The organism is Serratia sp. BNK-4, assembly GCF_048685115.1.
GTDB classification, from domain to species: domain Bacteria; phylum Pseudomonadota; class Gammaproteobacteria; order Enterobacterales; family Enterobacteriaceae; genus Serratia; species Serratia bockelmannii.
The window spans coordinates 3416123-3432492 of record NZ_JBLQTM010000001.1 but is presented as its reverse complement, the minus strand read 5'-3'; the positions used below and the strand labels follow the sequence as shown (position 1 = coordinate 3432492).

General features: G+C 61.2%; 16 protein-coding genes. 12 read left to right on the top strand and 4 right to left on the bottom strand.

Translation table 11 applies throughout. The features are described 5' to 3' along the window. Nucleotides 1–164: 164 nt before the first annotated feature. The 4 genes from ACMGGW_RS16460 (at nt 165) to ACMGGW_RS16445 (ending at nt 6447) form a co-directional block, all read left to right on the top strand. Nucleotides 165–1004: a ChaN family lipoprotein gene (locus ACMGGW_RS16460; RefSeq protein WP_025303798.1), complete on the top strand. Its 840-nt coding sequence runs from the start codon at nt 165–167 to the stop codon at nt 1002–1004. Between the two features lie 102 nt (nt 1005–1106). After that, complete coding sequence (locus ACMGGW_RS16455; protein WP_148123653.1) at nt 1107–1904, top strand: energy transducer TonB family protein; 798 nt, start codon at nt 1107–1109, stop codon at nt 1902–1904. A 54-nt stretch (nt 1905–1958) separates the two neighbouring features. After that, complete coding sequence (locus tag ACMGGW_RS16450) at nt 1959–4085, top strand: prolyl oligopeptidase family serine peptidase (protein WP_197832646.1); 2127 nt, start codon at nt 1959–1961, stop codon at nt 4083–4085. 121 nt (nt 4086–4206) lie between these two features. After that, the gene (locus tag ACMGGW_RS16445; protein WP_197832647.1) at nt 4207–6447 is read left to right on the top strand and encodes a TonB-dependent receptor domain-containing protein; all 2241 of its coding nucleotides are present in this window, start codon (nt 4207–4209) and stop codon (nt 6445–6447) included. Nucleotides 6448–6469: 22 nt separating this feature from the next. Here ACMGGW_RS16445 and ACMGGW_RS16440 read toward each other — a convergent pair whose 3' ends face one another. The 3 genes from ACMGGW_RS16440 to amiA all read right to left on the bottom strand — a co-directional run bounded on the left by ACMGGW_RS16440 (nt 6470) and on the right by amiA (nt 8792). Next, nucleotides 6470–6925: a YaiI/YqxD family protein gene (locus ACMGGW_RS16440; protein ID WP_025303794.1), complete on the bottom strand. Its 456-nt coding sequence runs from the start codon at nt 6923–6925 to the stop codon at nt 6470–6472. Further along, nucleotides 6925–7845: an oxygen-dependent coproporphyrinogen oxidase gene (gene hemF, locus ACMGGW_RS16435; RefSeq protein ID WP_025303793.1), complete on the bottom strand. Its 921-nt coding sequence runs from the start codon at nt 7843–7845 to the stop codon at nt 6925–6927. Before hemF ends, ACMGGW_RS16440 begins: the two co-directional genes overlap by 1 nt. 65 nt (nt 7846–7910) lie before the next feature. Continuing rightward, the gene (gene amiA / locus ACMGGW_RS16430) at nt 7911–8792 is read right to left on the bottom strand and encodes an N-acetylmuramoyl-L-alanine amidase AmiA (protein WP_043140361.1); all 882 of its coding nucleotides are present in this window, start codon (nt 8790–8792) and stop codon (nt 7911–7913) included. A gap of 204 nt (nt 8793–8996) precedes the next feature. Here amiA and ACMGGW_RS16425 point away from each other — a divergent pair, with 204 nt between their 5' ends. Then, nucleotides 8997–9422 carry a GNAT family acetyltransferase gene (locus tag ACMGGW_RS16425; protein ID WP_004936504.1) on the top strand — a complete coding sequence of 142 codons (426 nt, stop codon included), beginning with the start codon at nt 8997–8999 and terminating at the stop codon, nt 9420–9422. Nucleotides 9423–9464: 42 nt separating this feature from the next. Here the strand turns inward: ACMGGW_RS16425 and ACMGGW_RS16420 are convergent, their stop codons facing one another. Continuing rightward, the gene (locus tag ACMGGW_RS16420) at nt 9465–9863 is read right to left on the bottom strand and encodes a YgiW/YdeI family stress tolerance OB fold protein (protein ID WP_043140358.1); all 399 of its coding nucleotides are present in this window, start codon (nt 9861–9863) and stop codon (nt 9465–9467) included. 175 nt (nt 9864–10038) lie between these two features. Between ACMGGW_RS16420 and ACMGGW_RS16415 the strand changes: the two genes are divergently transcribed. The 7 genes from ACMGGW_RS16415 to cysA all read left to right on the top strand — a co-directional run bounded on the left by ACMGGW_RS16415 (nt 10039) and on the right by cysA (nt 16346). Next, nucleotides 10039–10503, top strand: coding sequence for a DUF2919 domain-containing protein (locus ACMGGW_RS16415; RefSeq protein WP_049294916.1), 465 nt, complete (start codon nt 10039–10041; stop codon nt 10501–10503). A gap of 156 nt (nt 10504–10659) precedes the next feature. Beyond that, nucleotides 10660–11247: an RpoE-regulated lipoprotein gene (locus tag ACMGGW_RS16410; protein WP_197832405.1), complete on the top strand. Its 588-nt coding sequence runs from the start codon at nt 10660–10662 to the stop codon at nt 11245–11247. A 182-nt stretch (nt 11248–11429) separates the two neighbouring features. After that, nucleotides 11430–12329, top strand: coding sequence for a Dyp-type peroxidase (locus tag ACMGGW_RS16405; RefSeq protein ID WP_004936493.1), 900 nt, complete (start codon nt 11430–11432; stop codon nt 12327–12329). A 201-nt stretch (nt 12330–12530) separates the two neighbouring features. Continuing rightward, on the top strand, nt 12531–13553 hold the full coding sequence (locus tag ACMGGW_RS16400) for a sulfate ABC transporter substrate-binding protein (RefSeq protein ID WP_049205389.1): 1023 nt from the start codon (nt 12531–12533) through the stop codon (nt 13551–13553). Further along, nucleotides 13554–14393 carry a sulfate/thiosulfate ABC transporter permease CysT gene (gene cysT, locus ACMGGW_RS16395; protein ID WP_197832404.1) on the top strand — a complete coding sequence of 280 codons (840 nt, stop codon included), beginning with the start codon at nt 13554–13556 and terminating at the stop codon, nt 14391–14393. It abuts the gene before it with no gap. Continuing rightward, entirely contained in the window at nt 14393–15268 is an 876-nt protein-coding gene (gene cysW / locus ACMGGW_RS16390; protein ID WP_173889294.1) for a sulfate/thiosulfate ABC transporter permease CysW, read from the top strand. The genes cysT and cysW overlap by 1 nt, the downstream gene beginning before the upstream one ends. Then, the gene (gene cysA, locus ACMGGW_RS16385; protein WP_025303786.1) at nt 15258–16346 is read left to right on the top strand and encodes a sulfate/thiosulfate ABC transporter ATP-binding protein CysA; all 1089 of its coding nucleotides are present in this window, start codon (nt 15258–15260) and stop codon (nt 16344–16346) included. Before cysW ends, cysA begins: the two co-directional genes overlap by 11 nt. Nucleotides 16347–16370 lie beyond the last annotated feature (24 nt).

The window sequence follows — 16370 nt, the reverse complement described above, 5'->3', positions numbered from 1 at the left end:
TATAGACGTCTAAATATCTGAATGGCTATTGGTTATACCCGCAATGCTTTTTCAACGCAATGCGCAGCCGGCGATCGCCGCGTAAAAAAATCGTTAAGCCAAATCTATATGCAAATGATAATTATTATCTATAATGTCGCCATTTTCGATAATGGGGCAACATGATGAGATATCTGATTTTATTGGCGGCGTTGGCGCTTGGCGCCTGCAGCCAAACGCCGGTTAAGACACCGGCCAGCGACGTCGTGAGTCTGGGTAGCATCACCGATCTGCACAGCGGCGCGACCCTGACGCCGGAGCAGCTGTTGACGCGATTGGCGCAGCAGCCGCGGGTGATCCTGGGGGAGAAGCATGACAATCCTTACCACCATCAGATTGAGCAATGGCTGGTGCAGCAGCTGCCGCAACGGCGGCCGCAGGGCAGCGTGCTGATGGAGATGATCAACCCGAACCAGCAGGCGCAGGTCGACAAGGTCAAACAGTGGCTGCAGAGCGATCCCACGGTGCGTGACGGCCGCGTAGCGGAACTGATCGCCTGGCAGCCGGGCTGGAAGTGGGAGCTGTATGGCGGGGTGACGATGGCGGCGATGCGTGCGCCTTACCCGCTGTGGTCGGCCAACCTGGATCGCAGCGAGATTACGGCGTTCTATCAGCAGCCGCAGTTCCCGGCGGGGCAGCTATCGGCGCAGCCGGCGGTGCGCAAGGCGCTGGAAGAGACCATCCGCACTTCGCACGGCGGTAAGATTGAGGCCGACCAACTGCACGCGATGCTGGCGATCCAGCAGCAGCGCGATCGGCGCATGGCTGAGCGCTTGCTGGCGGCACCGACGCCCGCGTTGTTGATCGCCGGTGGCTATCACGCCGCCAAATCGGTGGGCGTGCCGCTGCACGTGCGGGATCTGCAACCGGCGGCGGTGCCGACGGTGCTGATGCTGGCGGAACCGGGCGTACAGGTCGATGCGAACACCGCAGACTACCTGTGGATCACACCATCAGTGAAATGAATACGTTAAGAGAGTGAAAAGGGGTGTTAATTATAGTTGCAAATGATTATCATTAGTAAATGTGATCTGCAATCATTCGCAATTAAGCAAGCTAATGCCCCTATGTTAAGTCAGTCTTACTCCCTCCCGGCCTTTGAACTGCCGCAGCCGCGCTGGGCGCGCGGCCTGCTGCTCGCCCTGGCGGCGCACGCGGCGTTGGTGCTGCTGTTTTACTGGCCGCAGACGGCGCTGGAGCCGGTGGTGTTGCCGCCGCCGGCGGTGATGATGAGCTGGGCGGCGCAGATTGAAGCGCCGGAAAGCAAGCCGCTGCCGCTGGGCGTGCAGCAGGCGGAATCCGCCGCGGCGCAGCCCGCTGAGCAGCAGCAACAGCCGGATCTGCCCAAGCTGGCGCGCGCCGATAAAGCAAAAATCGTGACGGCGCAGAAGAAGCGCGCCGAACACCGTCCCCCGCAAAAAGCGCAGCCGAAGCCGCAGGAACAGGCCAAAGAGACGCGCAATGCCGCCGCGTCCAGCGCCGCCGCGCCGCAGGCGCAGACGATCTCCCACCAGACCGCCGCCCCGATCAACAGCGACGCCAACAGCAATGCGCAGGCCAAACTGTCGTGGGAGAGCCTGGTGAAAGGCAAACTGAACCGCATCAAGGATTACCCTTTGGATGCCCGCAGCCGGCGGCGCAGCGGCATGCCGCAGGTCAGTTTCAGCGTTGACGCGCAGGGACGGGTCTCGAACGTCATGCTGCAGGTGCGTTCCGGCACCGCGTCGCTGGATCGGGAAGCGGTGGCGGTGGTGTCGCGCGCCCAGCCGTTGCCGCCGCCGCCGCCGGAGATGCTGCAGCAGGGGACCATCAAGGTGACGATGCCGATCGATTTCAATCTGGCGGAGCTGAATGCCCGCCGTTAATGCCCGCAGGCGCCGCATCGCCGTCGTGCGCCTTTTCAAACTTCGTGAGGGATTATGAATCCGCTGTTATTCACCCCGCGCCGTCGCATCGCGGCCGCGCTCTGGCTTTCTTTAGGCCTCGCCGGCGCCGCGCTGGCGCAACCGCAGCCGCCGTTGGCGGAACGCGCGCCGAAAGCGCTGACGGCGCATGGCGAGACGCGCACCGACGATTACTACTGGCTGCGCGACGACAGCCGAAAAGAACCGAAGGTGCTGGACTACCTGAAGGCGGAGAACCGCTATACCGAGCAGATGATGGCGCCGTACCTGAAGCTGCGCGCCACGCTGTATCAGGAGATGCTGGGCCGCATGAACCCTGACGATCGCTCAGTGCCGTATCAGCTCAACGGCTATCGCTACCAGGAAAGCTACGCCGCCGGTAAAGATTTCGCGCGGTATCAGCGCCAGGCGCTCACCGCCGACGCGCCGTGGCAAACCCTGTTGGACGCCAATCAGCGCGCGGCCGGCCATGCTTATTATCGCCTGGGGGCGCTGGACGTCAGCCTGGACAACCGCCGCCTGGCGGTGGCCGAAGATCTGCAGGGCCGCCGCCAATACCGCATCTCCCTGCGCGAGATAGACAGCGAACGCTGGTCGCCGGAAACGCTGGAAAACACCTCCGGCAATATGGTGTGGGCCAACGACAACCAAACCCTGTTCTACGTGCGCAACCACCCGCAAACGCTGTTGCCATACCAGGTCTATCGCCATCGGTACGGCACGCCGACGGCGGAAGATAAGCTGGTGTACCAGGAAAACGATCCGGCGTTCTACCTCAGCCTCGGCCGCTCGTCCTCGCGCGATTACCTGATTCTGACCATCAGCGGCAACACCACCTCCGAAGTGCGCCTGATCGACGCCAACCAGCCGCAGCGCGAGCCGCAGCTGTTCGCCGCCCGGCAGAACGGCCGCGAGTATTACCTTGATCACTACCGCGGCGAGTTCTACCTGCGCTCCAACCATCAGGATCCGAACTTTGGCCTGTACCGCACGGCGGCGGCGGGCAAACCGTGGCAGACGCTGATCGCACCGCAGGCGCAGTACGAGGTGGAAAGCTTCAGCCTGTTCCGCGACTGGCTGGTGGTGCAGGAGCGCGCCAACGGGCTGGTGCAGCTGCGGCAAATCAGCTGGGACGGCAAAACCGAACGCGCCATCCCGTTCGACGACGCCAGCTACATGGCCTGGCTGGGCTATAACCCGGAGCCGGACAGCGATCGTTTGCGTTACGGCTATTCGGCGATGACCACGCCGACCCGCACCTATGAGTGGGACCTGAACAAGGGCGAGCGCACTCTGCTCAAGCAGCAGGAAGTGAAAGGCGTCGATCCGAGCCTGTATCACAGCGAGCGCATCTGGGTCGCGGCGCGCGACGGCGTGAAGGTGCCGGTATCGCTGGTGTATCGCAAGTCGCTGTTCAAGAACGGCCATAACCCGCTGTTGGTCTACGGCTATGGCGCTTACGGCATGAGCATGGATCCGGCGTTCAGCGCCAACCGCATCAGCCTGCTGGATCGCGGCTTCGTCTATGCGCTGATCCACGTGCGCGGCGGCGGCGAGCTGGGGCAGAGCTGGTACAAACAGGGCAAGCTGACGCACAAACCGAACAGTTTCAACGACTTCATCGATGCTACCCAGGCGCTGATCAAAGACGGCTACGGCCAACCGGGGCGCATCTACGCCATGGGCGGCAGCGCCGGCGGCTTGCTGATGGGGGCGGTGATCAATCAGGCGCCGCAGCTGTACAACGCAGTGGTGGCGCAGGTGCCGTTCGTCGACGTGGTGACCACCATGCTGGACGACAGCATTCCGCTGACTACCGGCGAGTACGAGGAGTGGGGCAACCCGCACCAGCCGGCCGCCTATGCGCTGATGAAATCCTACAGCCCGTACGACAACGTGCGCCGGCAGCATTACCCGAACCTGCTGGTTACCAGCGGCTTGTACGACTCGCAGGTGCAGTATTGGGAACCGGCCAAATGGGTGGCGAAGCTGCGGCGCTTCAAGCAGGGCGATTCGCTGCTGCTGCTTTCCACCGACATGACCGCCGGCCACGGCGGCAAATCGGGCCGCCTGGCGCGGCTGGAAAACGGCGCGCTGGAGTACGCCTTTATTCTGGCGGCGGATCGGCAGGCGCAGAAATAACCTTCAGCGCCGCGGCACGCTGCGGCGCAATAAAACAATAACAACCTTTTACCGCGCTTTCGGCGGGCTTTTTGCTGGGCATTGTCGGCCATCAAACCTTATTGGCTATTTCTGGGGATATATGAAAATCAAAATGATAGCGAGCCTGATCGGGGCGGGACTGGCGCTGTACGGGTCGGCTGCGGCCGCGCAGGAACAGGCGGAAAATAATAAAGGCAGCGTGGCGTTCAGCCCGCTCAACGTCTCGGCCGCCGACAGCGGCAAAAGCAGCGAAAAAGAGGCGTTGGCCCGGCCGGGCGCGTTCAGCTCGCGCGACGAAAACAAGAATCTGGAGTCGGTGGACAGCATTCTGCGCAGCATGCCGGGCACCTATACCCAGATCGATCCCGGCCAGGGGTCGGTCAGCGTCAATATTCGCGGCCTGAGCGGTTTCGGCCGGGTCAACACCATGGTCGACGGCATCACGCAAAACTACTACGGCAATTCGCCGAGCGATGCAGCGCATGGGGGATTGCCCACCAGCCAGTTCGGGGCGCTGATCGATCCTAACTTTATCGTCGGCGTCGACGTGGCGCGCGGCAACGCCACCGGATCCGCTGGGGTGAATGCCCTGGCGGGCAGCGCCAATTTCCGCACCATCGGCGTGGACGATGTGGTGTTTTCCGACAACCCGTTCGGCGTGCGCACCAAATTCTCGGTGGGCAATAACGGCATCGGCCGCAGCGGCATGATCGCCGTGGGCGCCAAAACCGCCGCCTTTGCCGACGGCGGCAGCCTGGGGGCGATGGCGGCGATCAGCGGCAGTTCCATCACCTCCAACTACAAAAACGGCGCCGGTTTCGACAGCGAGATGTTCAACGTCGATAAAACCTACCGCCAGAACCCGAAATCCCAGCTGTTCAAGGTGGACATCAAGCCGGATGCCTTCAACAGCATCGAACTGTCGGCGCGCAGCTACCAGAATAAAATCACCCGCCGGCACATCGACAGCGACGATTTCTACCTCAAATACCACTACGCGCCGTTCTCGGAACTGATCGATTTCAACTTGACCGCCAGTACCAGCCGCGGCGAGCAAAAGTTCATGTCCGACAACATGGCGGGGTTCAGCGACAGCACAGCGAAAAACATCTCCGATGCGCTGGATATCAACAACACCAGCCGTTTCAGCCTGCAGGACGTCGATTTCGCCTTCAGCTACGGCGGCAAGCTGGTGCGCAACGAGTATAAGAAAAAGGCCTCTGGCTTGGTGACGGATGACAATCAGGCGGAAAGCATGCCGGTGGGCATTGCCGGCAAACAAGATATCTCCAGCCTGTACAGCGGGTTGCAGGCCAACTACGGCATCTGGCAGGGGAATTTCGATCTGAACTACACCGCCTATCGCCTCTCCGGCTATAAGCCGGCCTGTGACGAACGTGTAGAGTGCTTCCCGCAGGGCGCCGGCAATATCAACCGCAACGAACACGGCCTCAACCCGTCGGTCATGCTGTCGGCCCAGGTGACGCCGTGGCTGCAGCCGTTCGTCAGCTACAGCAAGTCGATGCGCGGGCCGAATATCCAGGAGGTGTTCTTCGCCAACAGCGGCGGCCAGTCGATGAACCCGTTCCTGAAGGGCGAAAAAGCGGAGACCTGGCAGGGCGGGTTCAACGCCAATGCTCACGATCTGTTGTTCAAGCAGGACAGTTTCCAGCTGAAAGCGGTCTATTTCGAAACCAGAATCAAAAACTACATTTCCAGCCAATCCTACCTGGTGTGTAAAAATCGCCAGAAGTGCAACCGTTCGCAGGCGACGCAGGAAGAGTGGGATGACGCGGACGTCAACGTCAGCATGACCATGTACAGCAACGCCCCCGAACCGGTCAAAATGCGCGGGGTGGAGCTTGAAGCGCTGTACGACGCCGGTTTCGCCTTCACCAAGCTGTCGTTAAGCAAGGAGCATACCTCCCAGCCGACCAACCAGGCCAGCAACGAATTCGGCGCGGGCGATGTCAGCGAACTGCCGGAGTTCTACTTCACGCTTGACAGCGGGGTGCGCCTGCTGGACGAGACGTTGACGCTGGGCGGGGTGGTGAAATACACCGGCAAAGCGGTGCGCCTGTCGCCTGATTCCATTCGCGATGAAAACGAACAGTTGATGAAGGAGCCGGCGCCGCATATTCCGACCATTATCGATCTGTACGGCACCTATCAGGTGAATCGTAATCTGTTGCTGAAGCTCAGCGTGCAAAACCTGATGGACAAAGACTACTCGGACGCGCTGAACAAGATGAACTCGCTGCCTTCGCAGTCGCAGGACTTCACGCCGACCAACACCGCCCGTGGGCGGACTTATATCTTCGGCGGGGAGGTGCGCTTCTAAACCGCAGCAGAACAGGGCGCAGTCACTGCGCCCGTTTCGCCTGCAGTAGCCATTTGTCCAGCTCGTTGGCGAACTGCTGGCGGTCGCGCTGGTTCAGGGCGTTCGGGCCGCCGGTCTGAATGCCGCTGGCGCGCAGGGTATCCATAAAATCGCGCATGTTGAGGCGCTCGCGAATGGTGTCCGGCGTATAGCGTTCGCCGCGCGGGTTCAGCGCCACCGCGCCTTTCTCTATCACCTCCGCCGCCAGCGGAATGTCGGCGGTGATCACCAGATCGCCCGCTTCACAGCGGCGCACGATCTCGTTGTCGGCCACGTCGAAGCCGGCCGCCACCTGCAGCGAACGGATGTACTTCGACGGCGGCGTGCGCAGCGGTTGGTTCGCCACCAGCGTCACGGTGATGGCGGTACGATCGGCGGCGCGGAACAGTACCTCTTTGATTACGTTCGGACAGGCGTCTGCATCGACCCAAACCTGCATCATTTCGCCTCCTGCAGCCAGTCGCGCACCGGCAGGAAATCGCGCTCCAGCGCCGCTTCCGGGCTGTCGCCTTCCGGCTGGTAGTTATACTCCCAACGCACCAGCGGCGGCATCGACATCAGAATGGACTCGGTGCGCCCGCCGGTTTGCAGCCCGAACAGCGTGCCGCGATCCCACACCAGGTTGAACTCCACGTAGCGGCCGCGGCGGTACAGCTGGAACTGGCGCTCGCGCTCGCCCCAGGTCAAGGCCTTACGTTTTTCGACGATCGGCAGGTAGGCGTCGAGGAAGCCCTGGCCCACCGCGCGGGTGAAGGCGAAGCAGTGGTCGAAGTCCGGGGTGTTCAGATCGTCGTAGAACAGGCCGCCGATGCCGCGTGCTTCGTTGCGGTGCTTGATGAAGAAGTAATCGTCGCACCACTGTTTATATTTCGGGTAGACCTCGTCGCCGAACGGCGCGCACAGATCGGCCGCGGTGCGGTGCCAGTGCACGGCATCCTCTTCGAAGCCGTAGAACGGCGTCAGATCAAAGCCGCCGCCGAACCACCACACCGGCGCTTCGCCCGGTTTTTCGGCGATGAAGAAACGCACGTTGGCGTGGCTGGTGGGCACGTAAGGGCTGAGCGGATGGATAACCAATGAGACGCCCATCGCCTGGAAGCTGCGCCCGGCCAGTTCCGGACGGTGCGCGGTGGCCGAGGCCGGCAGGGTGGCGCCGGAGACGTGCGAGAAGTTGACCCCCGCCTGTTCAAACACCGCGCCGTTGGTCAACACGCGGCTGCGGCCACCGCCGCCTTCTTCACGCGTCCATTGGTCTTCGGTGAACACGGCGCCGCCGTCGGCCTGGGCGAGCTGCGCGCAGATATGATCCTGCAGCGCCAGCAGGAAGGATTTTACTTCAGCGATGTTAGGTAAACTCATGCGGGGTCTTTATAGCGTCTGGCTGAACAAGGCGCTGAGTATACTCTTATTCGCCGCCCGCGGCATCAGCGGGGTTTGCGCTGGTGGGCGTCGAAGTAGTCGAAGAAGTTGACGATGCCGTCCGCGATGGCGCGGGCGATTTTCTCGCGAAACGCGGTGGTGCCCAGCAGCCGCTCTTCGTTCGGGTTGGTGATGAACGAGGTTTCCACCAGCACCGAGGGAATGGACGGGGATTTCAACACCGCGAACGCCGCCTGTTCGGTGCTGTCGCTGTGCAGATGGTGCACCGGGCGAATTTGGCCGAGCACGTGGCGGCCGAGCGTCAGGCTGTTGTTGATGGTGTCGGTTTGCACCAGATCGAACAGCACCTGCTGCAGGTAGTTGTCCTGATCCTTGTACTTGCCGCCCGCCACGTCGTCGGCGGCGTTTTCACGGTTGGACAGGTAGCGCGCCATGGCGCTGCTGGCGCCGCGGTTGGAGAGGGCGAACACCGAAGCGCCGGAGGCCGACGGGCTGGTAAAACCGTCGGCGTGAATCGAAATGAACAGATCGGCCTGGTGCTGGTGGGCGATCTCCACCCGCTGGAACAGCGGAATGAACTCGTCTTCTTCGCGCGTCAGGCGCGCCTCGACGTGGTCATGCTCATGCAGAAAACGGCGCACGTGGTTGGCGATTTCCAGCACGATGTGTTTTTCCTGCGAACCTTCGTGGCCGACCGCGCCCGAGTCAATGCCGCCGTGGCCGGGATCGATCATCACCCGCTTTTTGCCGCCGGCCGGTTTCGCCGCCGGTTTGCTGTGCTGATTGCGCAGCATGCCTTCCGCCTTGGCGCTGTGGCTTTTCACGCCGAACAGCGCGACCGCCAGGCCGGAAAGCAAAAGTTGGCGTCGCGTCGGGGAAACGGCAAGCGGCTTAAAATTGAGGAATTGTTTACCCTGCTTTTTCATTACGCAACGCTCCATCGACGTTTCTATTTTGCGACGTTATATCGTATTGATAATCATTAATCGACCCGATAACTATTTCCATTTATTACGCCTGTTACCGGCGATTTCCGGGTAAATAGCGCGGTAAATCGCAGTTTGATATTGCGTAAGTGAATAATCACGCGATAATCAGATAAACACCTTAATTAACAGCGGCCAACATCGATGGAAATTCGCGTATTTCGACAAGACGACTTTGAAGAAGTCATTACCCTGTGGGAGCGCTGCGATCTGCTGCGGCCCTGGAACGATCCGGAAATGGACATCGAGCGCAAGCTGAACCACGATCCTGAGCTGTTCCTGGTGGCGGAAGTCGGCGGCGAAGTGGTCGGCTCGGTGATGGGCGGCTATGACGGCCACCGCGGCTCGGCGTATTACCTCGGGGTGCACCCCGACTATCGCGGGCGTGGCATCGCCAATGCGTTGATCAATCGTCTGGAGAAGAAGCTGATCGCCCGCGGCTGCCCGAAGATCCAGATTATGGTGCGCGAAGACAACGACACGGTGGTCGAGATGTACGAGAAGCTCGGCTACGAGATCCAGGGCATCACCAGCCTGGGCAAGCGGCTGATCGAAGATCAGGAATATTGATCGCGCGTCGGGCGGCGGCGTTGCCCCGCCCGACGCAGTGCATTACGGCAGCTTTTTGACGGTTTTCACGTCCACTTCGACGCTGTTCCAGTCTTTATCCACTTTGCCTTCCAACTGCACCTTGTCTTTTGGCGTAACGGTTTGGCCGTTCCAGCGTTTGCGGTCGATATCGACCGTCAGGGTGCCGGTGGCGTCGCGGAAAGTATAGGTTTCGTCGCCGATGCGCTGCTCGATGTTGCCCTGCAGCATCACCCAGGTGTCGTCGCTCAGCGATTTCACCTTGTCCACGGTGGTCAGCGCTGCGCTGGGGCCGGCGAAACCACCTTGTGCGGTGGTTTGCGTTTGGGCCTGCGGCGCGGCCGGATCGAGGAACCCGCCTTGTTGCGCCAGTACCGGTGCGCTGCACAGCGCGATCAGAGCGGCCAGAGTCAGTTTTTTCATGTTGCGCTTCCTTATTGTTATCGAAAATCACATCCCGCTGATATCGGGTTGCTTGCTTAGTGATAAGCATTAAAACACGCCGATCTTAAGAGCTTCTTAAGCCGACATATTGAAATTCCCATCGCCGGCGCCCATCTGTAGCCATAGTCTTTATTCTGTTGGCAAGGAACGATCGTTGAAGCCATTCTCACCCCGGTTTTCCCCGGACGATTACGACCAGCACGGCGCGCTGCGACTGCCGCTGGGATTTTGGGCCGTGCTGATTCTGCAGGCGCGCACCTGGCTGCTGTTCGTGATGGCCGGCGTTTCGCGTGAACAGGGCGAAAGCTTGCTGGCGCTGTTTTATCCGGATACCCAACGTTTTTGGTACGGCATGTTGCTCGGCTTGCCGGCAGCGCTGGCGTTTTTGCTGAGCGGCCGTCGCCATCAATGGCCGCGGCTGTGGCGCGGCTGGCGCTGGGGGCTGGTTATCTCCGTGCTGGCGTCGCTCTGCGGCGCGTTGTTCAGCCTGTGGCGCCAGGACGGCGATGCGCCGGGGCTGGAACTGACGCTGGCGCTGCTCGATGCGCTCGCGCTGAGCTATCTGCTGTTGAATGCGCGTCTGAAAGCCTGTTTCGCGCCGGTGGAGCACGCCGACTAATTGCCGAGAAGTGCGGCACTTTTCGCATTTTCCGCACTCCAAGCTGGCAACCGTTGGCGTAGTGCGGGCCGTTGTGAGAGGCTGGCACGCAGCAAAACGCCGAGTGCGGCAGGGGCGGGTTACCGCCCCGTGCCATTGATGTTTAAGGAGCTAGAGATGAATATTCGCCCCCTGCTGTTAGGGCTTCCGCTGTTATTGACCGGCTGTTCGAGCATGTCCAATTTCTCCTGGTCCAGCCTGTCGCCGTTCAACTGGTTCGGCAGCAGCCTGGAGGTCGGCGCCAAGGGCGTCGGCAAGCTCAACGCCGGCACGCCGATGTCGGAAAGCGCCATCAACGACGGGCTGGACGGCAACTACCGTCTGCGCGACGGCATGGCGACCAACAACGGCCAGATCGTCTCTTACTACCAGGCGCTGTCCGGCGACGAGGTGAAGCTGGTGATCACCGGCGAACCGAAGGGGCGCCTGCAGCGGGTGGACGTGCTGGATCCGAAAGTGGCGACGGAGTGGGGCAACAAGCTCGGCACGCCGTTCGGCGACATGTACAGCAAGGCGTTCGGCTCCTGTAAACCGGGCAGCGGCGAAGACGCCGGTAAAGTGGAGTGCGTGGCGGAGCAGAGCAAGTACGTCACCTACATCTTCAGCGGCAAGTGGGCCGGGGCGCAGGATATCATTCCGCCGGACGACACCCTGAAAAGTTGGACGGTCAGCAAAATCATCTGGCACGCCAAGCCGCAGCAGTAATGCGTTCAACGGGCGCCGGTTCACGGCGCCTGCCTTTTCAAGCCATTACCCCTATTTTCTTTGCGCTGCTGCAAGGCAATCGCCCGTGCTTGCGGTATGATAGCGCGCGTTTGTAACAGGGAACCCGCGCGTCAACCGCCATACCTTACCTGTTGCCGGATTCTGGTATCGAGGATAACAACATGACACAGGTTCAGAGCGGCATTTTGCTGGAGCACTGCCGTTTCGCCATTTTTATGGAAGCCAGCGTACAGGGCGAATTCGCCGACTTGCGCCAGGGCTGCAAGCAGTTTTGTCAGACGCTGAGCGAGCTGCAGCAGCAGTTCCCCGATGCGCGCCTTGGCGCGGTGATCGCTTTCGGCTACGACGTTTGGCACGATCTCTCCAGCGGCCAGGGGGCGAAAGAGCTGAAGCCGTTCACGCCGCTCGGCAAAGGGCTGGCGCCGGCCACCCAACGCGATATGCTGATCCACATCCAGTCGCTGCGTCACGACGTCAACTTCACGCTGGCGCAGGCCGCGCTGGCGGCGTTCGGCAACGTCATCAAGATTGAAGAGGAAACCCACGGTTTCCGTTGGGTGGAAGAGCGCGATCTGAGCGGCTTCATCGACGGCACCGAAAACCCGCAGGGCGATCAGCGCCCGGCAGTGGCGACGATCGCCGAAGGCGAAGAGGACGCAGGCGGCAGCTACGTGCTGGTGCAACGTTACGAGCACAACCTGCGCCAGTGGCAGCGCTTTACCACCGAGCAGCAGGAGCAGATCATCGGCCGCACCAAGCACGACAGCGAAGAACTGCCTGCGGATCAGCGCCCGGATACCTCCCATGTCAGCCGCGTCGATCTGAAAGAGAATGGCAAGGGCCTGAAAATTCTGCGCCAGAGCTTGCCTTACGGCACCGCTAGCGGCAAGCACGGCCTGTTCTTCATTGCCTATTGCGCGCGCCTGCACAATATCGAGCAGCAGCTGCTAAGCATGTTCGGCGATCTGGACGGCAAACGCGACGCGATGCTGCGTTTCAGCCGTGCGGTCACCGGCAGCTACTACTTTGCGCCATCGCTGACGCGCCTGTTGTCACTTTGACGCCGTTGCCGAAGCCGGTGCACCTGGCTTCGGCCCGTTTTTCCGTCCCGAAAACGCCTCGCATTCCCTGCCTTATAGCGTTTGATGCTTGTAAATCACCAAACGGTATATAAAAGCGTTACAGCTCCGCACCGAGTTATAAATACACTGGTCGTCAATAAGGCGAAAGCCTGAAGGAATGACTCAGTGATAAGGTGCAGAATGAAACAAAACCGGGTTAAAAATCTCGTGCTGAAAGGTTGGCTGGCGGCTGCGCTGTTGGCGAGCGGCGCCGCGTCGGCGGCGGAATTGCTGAACAGCTCTTATGACGTTTCCCGTGAATTGTTCGTCGCGCTGAATCCCGGCTTTGAACAGCAGTGGAATCAACAGCATCCGAACGACAAGCTGACCATCAAACAATCGCACGCCGGCTCGTCGAAGCAGGCGCTGGCGATCCTGCAGGGCCTGCGTGCTGACGTGGTGACTTACAACCAGGTCACCGACGTACAGATCCTGCACGATCGCGGGCAGCTGATCCCGGCGGACTGGCAGTCGCGCCTGCCGAACAACAGCTCGCCGTTCTATTCCACCATGGCGTTTCTGGTGCGCAAGGACAACCCGAAGGGCATCCACACCTGGAACGATCTGGTGCGTGACGACGTGAAACTGGTGTTCCCGAACCCGAAAACCTCCGGCAACGGCCGTTACACCTATCTGGCCGCCTGGGGCGCCGCCAGCCAGGCCGACGGCAATGATGCGGCCAAGACTCGCGCCTTCATGACCCGTTTCCTGAAGAACGTGCTGGTGTTCGATACCGGCGGCCGCGGCGCGACCACCACCTTCGTCGAGCGCGGTTTGGGCGACGTGCTGATCAGCTTCGAGTCCGAAGTGAACAACATCCGCAAGCAATACGGTGAAGACAAGTACGAAGTGATCGTGCCGCCGGTCGATATTCTGGCGGAGTTCCCGGTGGCCTGGGTCGACAAAAACGTCGAGCGCAACGGCACCGAACAGGCGGCCAAAGCCTATCTGAACTATCTCTACAGCCCGGCGGCGCAGCAGGTGATCACCAGCTTCTACTACCGCGTGTATGACCAGAAAGCGATGGCGGCGGCCAAGGGGCAATTCCCGGACACCCAACTGTTCCGGGTGGAAGATCAATTTGGCGGCTGGCCGCAGGTGATGAAAACCCATTTCGCCACCGGCGGCGAGCTGGATCAGCTGTTAGCGGCAGGGCGCAAGTAAATGTTGGCGTTGTCGTCCAGTAAGCGGGTGCTGCCCGGATTTGGCCTCAGCCTCGGCAGCAGCCTGTTTTATACCTGTTTGGTCCTGCTGCTGCCGCTCAGTGCGTTGGTGATGCAGCTGGCGCAGATGAGCCTGGCGCAATATTGGGAAGTGATAGCCAACCCGCAGGTGGTGGCGGCGTATAAAGTGACGCTGCTGGCGGCCGGCGTTGCCAGCCTGTTCAATGCGGTGTTCGGCATGCTGATGGCCTGGATCCTGACGCGCTACCGTTTTCCCGGCCGTTCGCTGCTGGATGGCCTGATCGATCTGCCGTTCGCGCTGCCGACGGCGGTGGCCGGCCTGACGCTGGCGGGGCTGTTTTCTACCACCGGCTGGTACGGTCAGTGGCTGGCGCACTTCGACATCAAGGTTACCTTTACCTGGCTCGGGATCGCGGTAGCGATGGCGTTCACCAGCCTGCCGTTTGTGGTGCGCACCGTGCAGCCGGTGCTGGAAGAGCTGGGGCCGGAATACGAAGAGGCGGCCGAGACGCTGGGCGCCACGCGCTGGCAGAGTTTTCGCCGCGTGGTGCTGCCCGAGGTGGCGCCGGCACTGCTGGCCGGCACCGCCATCTCCTTTACCCGTAGCCTGGGCGAGTTCGGCGCGGTGATTTTCATCGCCGGCAACATCGCCTGGAAGACGGAAGTGACCTCGCTGATGATTTTTGTGCGTTTGCAGGAGTTCGATTACCCGGCGGCCAGCGCCATCGCCTCGGTGATCCTGGCGGCGTCGCTGCTGCTGCTGTTCAGCATTAACGTATTGCAAAGCCGCTTCGGCAGACGTTTGGGAGGAGGGCACTGATGGCTGATGTTTCCGCCTTCAACGGCGCCGAGCGCCCACGCGTTAACTGGGGCAAGTGGACGCTGATCGCCATCGGAACGCTGTTCTCGGTGCTGCTGCTGGTGGTGCCGATGATGTCGATTTTCGCCGAGGCCTTTTCCAAAGGATTCGGCTCGATGTGGAGCAACTTGCTCGATCCGGACATGCTGCACGCCATTTGGCTGACGGTCTTGATCGCGCTGATTACCGTGCCGTTTAACCTGGTGTTCGGCACGTTGCTGGCGTGGCTGGTGACGCGTTTCACCTTCCCCGGCCGCCAGCTGCTGCTGACGCTGATCGATATCCCGTTCGCCGTTTCACCGGTGGTGGCGGGGCTGATTTACCTGCTGTTTTACGGCAGCAACGGCCTGCTGGGCGGCTGGCTGGATGCGCATAACATCCAGATCATGTTCTCCTGGCCGGGCATGGTGTTGGTGACTATTTTCGTCACCTGTCCCTTCGTGGTGCGCGAGCTGGTGCCGATGATGCTCAGCCAGGGCAGCCAGGAAGACGAGGCCGCCATTCTGCTGGGGGCGTCCGGCTGGCAGATGTTCCGCCGCGTGACGCTGCCCAATATTCGCTGGGCGCTGCTGTATGGCGTGGTGCTGACCAACGCACGCGCCATCGGCGAGTTCGGCGCGGTGTCGGTGGTGTCCGGTTCGATTCGCGGAGAAACCTACAGTCTGCCGCTGCAGGTCGAGCTGTTGCAGCAGGATTACAACACCGTCGGTTCCTTTACCGCTGCCGCGCTGTTGACCCTGATGGCGATCGTTACCCTATTTTTGAAGAGTGCGCTGCAGTGGCGTCTGGAACGTCAAAACGCGCGTCTCGAGCGGGAGGAAAATCATGAGCATTGAGATTAACGGCATCAACAAGTACTTCGGTCGCACCAAGGTATTGAACGATATCTCGCTCGATATTGCTTCCGGCGAGATGGTGGCGCTGCTCGGGCCGTCCGGTTCCGGCAAGACCACGCTGCTGCGCATCATCGCCGGGCTGGAAAGCCAGAGCGGCGGCAAGCTGGGCTTCCACGGCACCGACGTCAGCCACATGCATGCACGCGACAGGCGCGTGGGTTTCGTGTTTCAGCACTATGCGCTGTTCCGCCACATGACGGTGTTCGACAACATCGCCTTCGGCCTGACCGTGCTGCCACGCCGCGAGCGGCCGAACGCCGCGGCGATCAAACAGAAAGTCACTCAGTTGCTGGACATGGTGCAGCTTGGCCATTTGGCCAATCGCTACCCGTCGCAGCTGTCCGGCGGCCAGAAACAGCGCGTGGCGCTGGCGCGCGCCCTGGCGGTGGAACCGCAAATTCTGCTGCTGGACGAGCCGTTTGGCGCGCTGGATGCGCAGGTGCGTAAAGAGCTGCGTCGCTGGCTGCGCCAACTGCACGAAGAGCTGAAGTTCACCAGCGTATTCGTCACCCACGATCAGGAAGAAGCGATGGAAGTGGCCGACCGCATCGTGGTGATGAGCCAGGGTAATATCGAACAGGTTGGCTCGCCGGAGGAGATTATGCGCGAGCCGGCCAGCCGCTTCGTGCTGGAATTCATGGGGGAAGTGAACCGCCTGAACGGCGAAATTCGCGGCTCCCAGCTGTTCGTCGGCGCGCATCAGTGGCCGCTGTCGTTCCAGCCGATGCACCAGGGCAGCGTCGATCTGTTCCTGCGCCCGTGGGAAATGGAAGTGGCGACCGAAAGCAGCGAACGTTGCCCGCTGCCGGTTCAGGTGCTGGAAGTCAGCCCGCGCGGCCATTTCTGGCAGCTGACGGTGCAGCCGATCGGCTGGCATCAGGAACCGATAAGCATAGTGCTGCCGGAAGGCAACGCCACGCCGGTGCGCGGCGGCCGTTATTACGTCGGCAGCCTCAATGCGCGGCTGTATGCCGGCGATCAACTGCTGCAACCTGTTGCGTTAGCCAAAAGCGCCTGATAGGTTTTAACAGCCCTTTTTTTC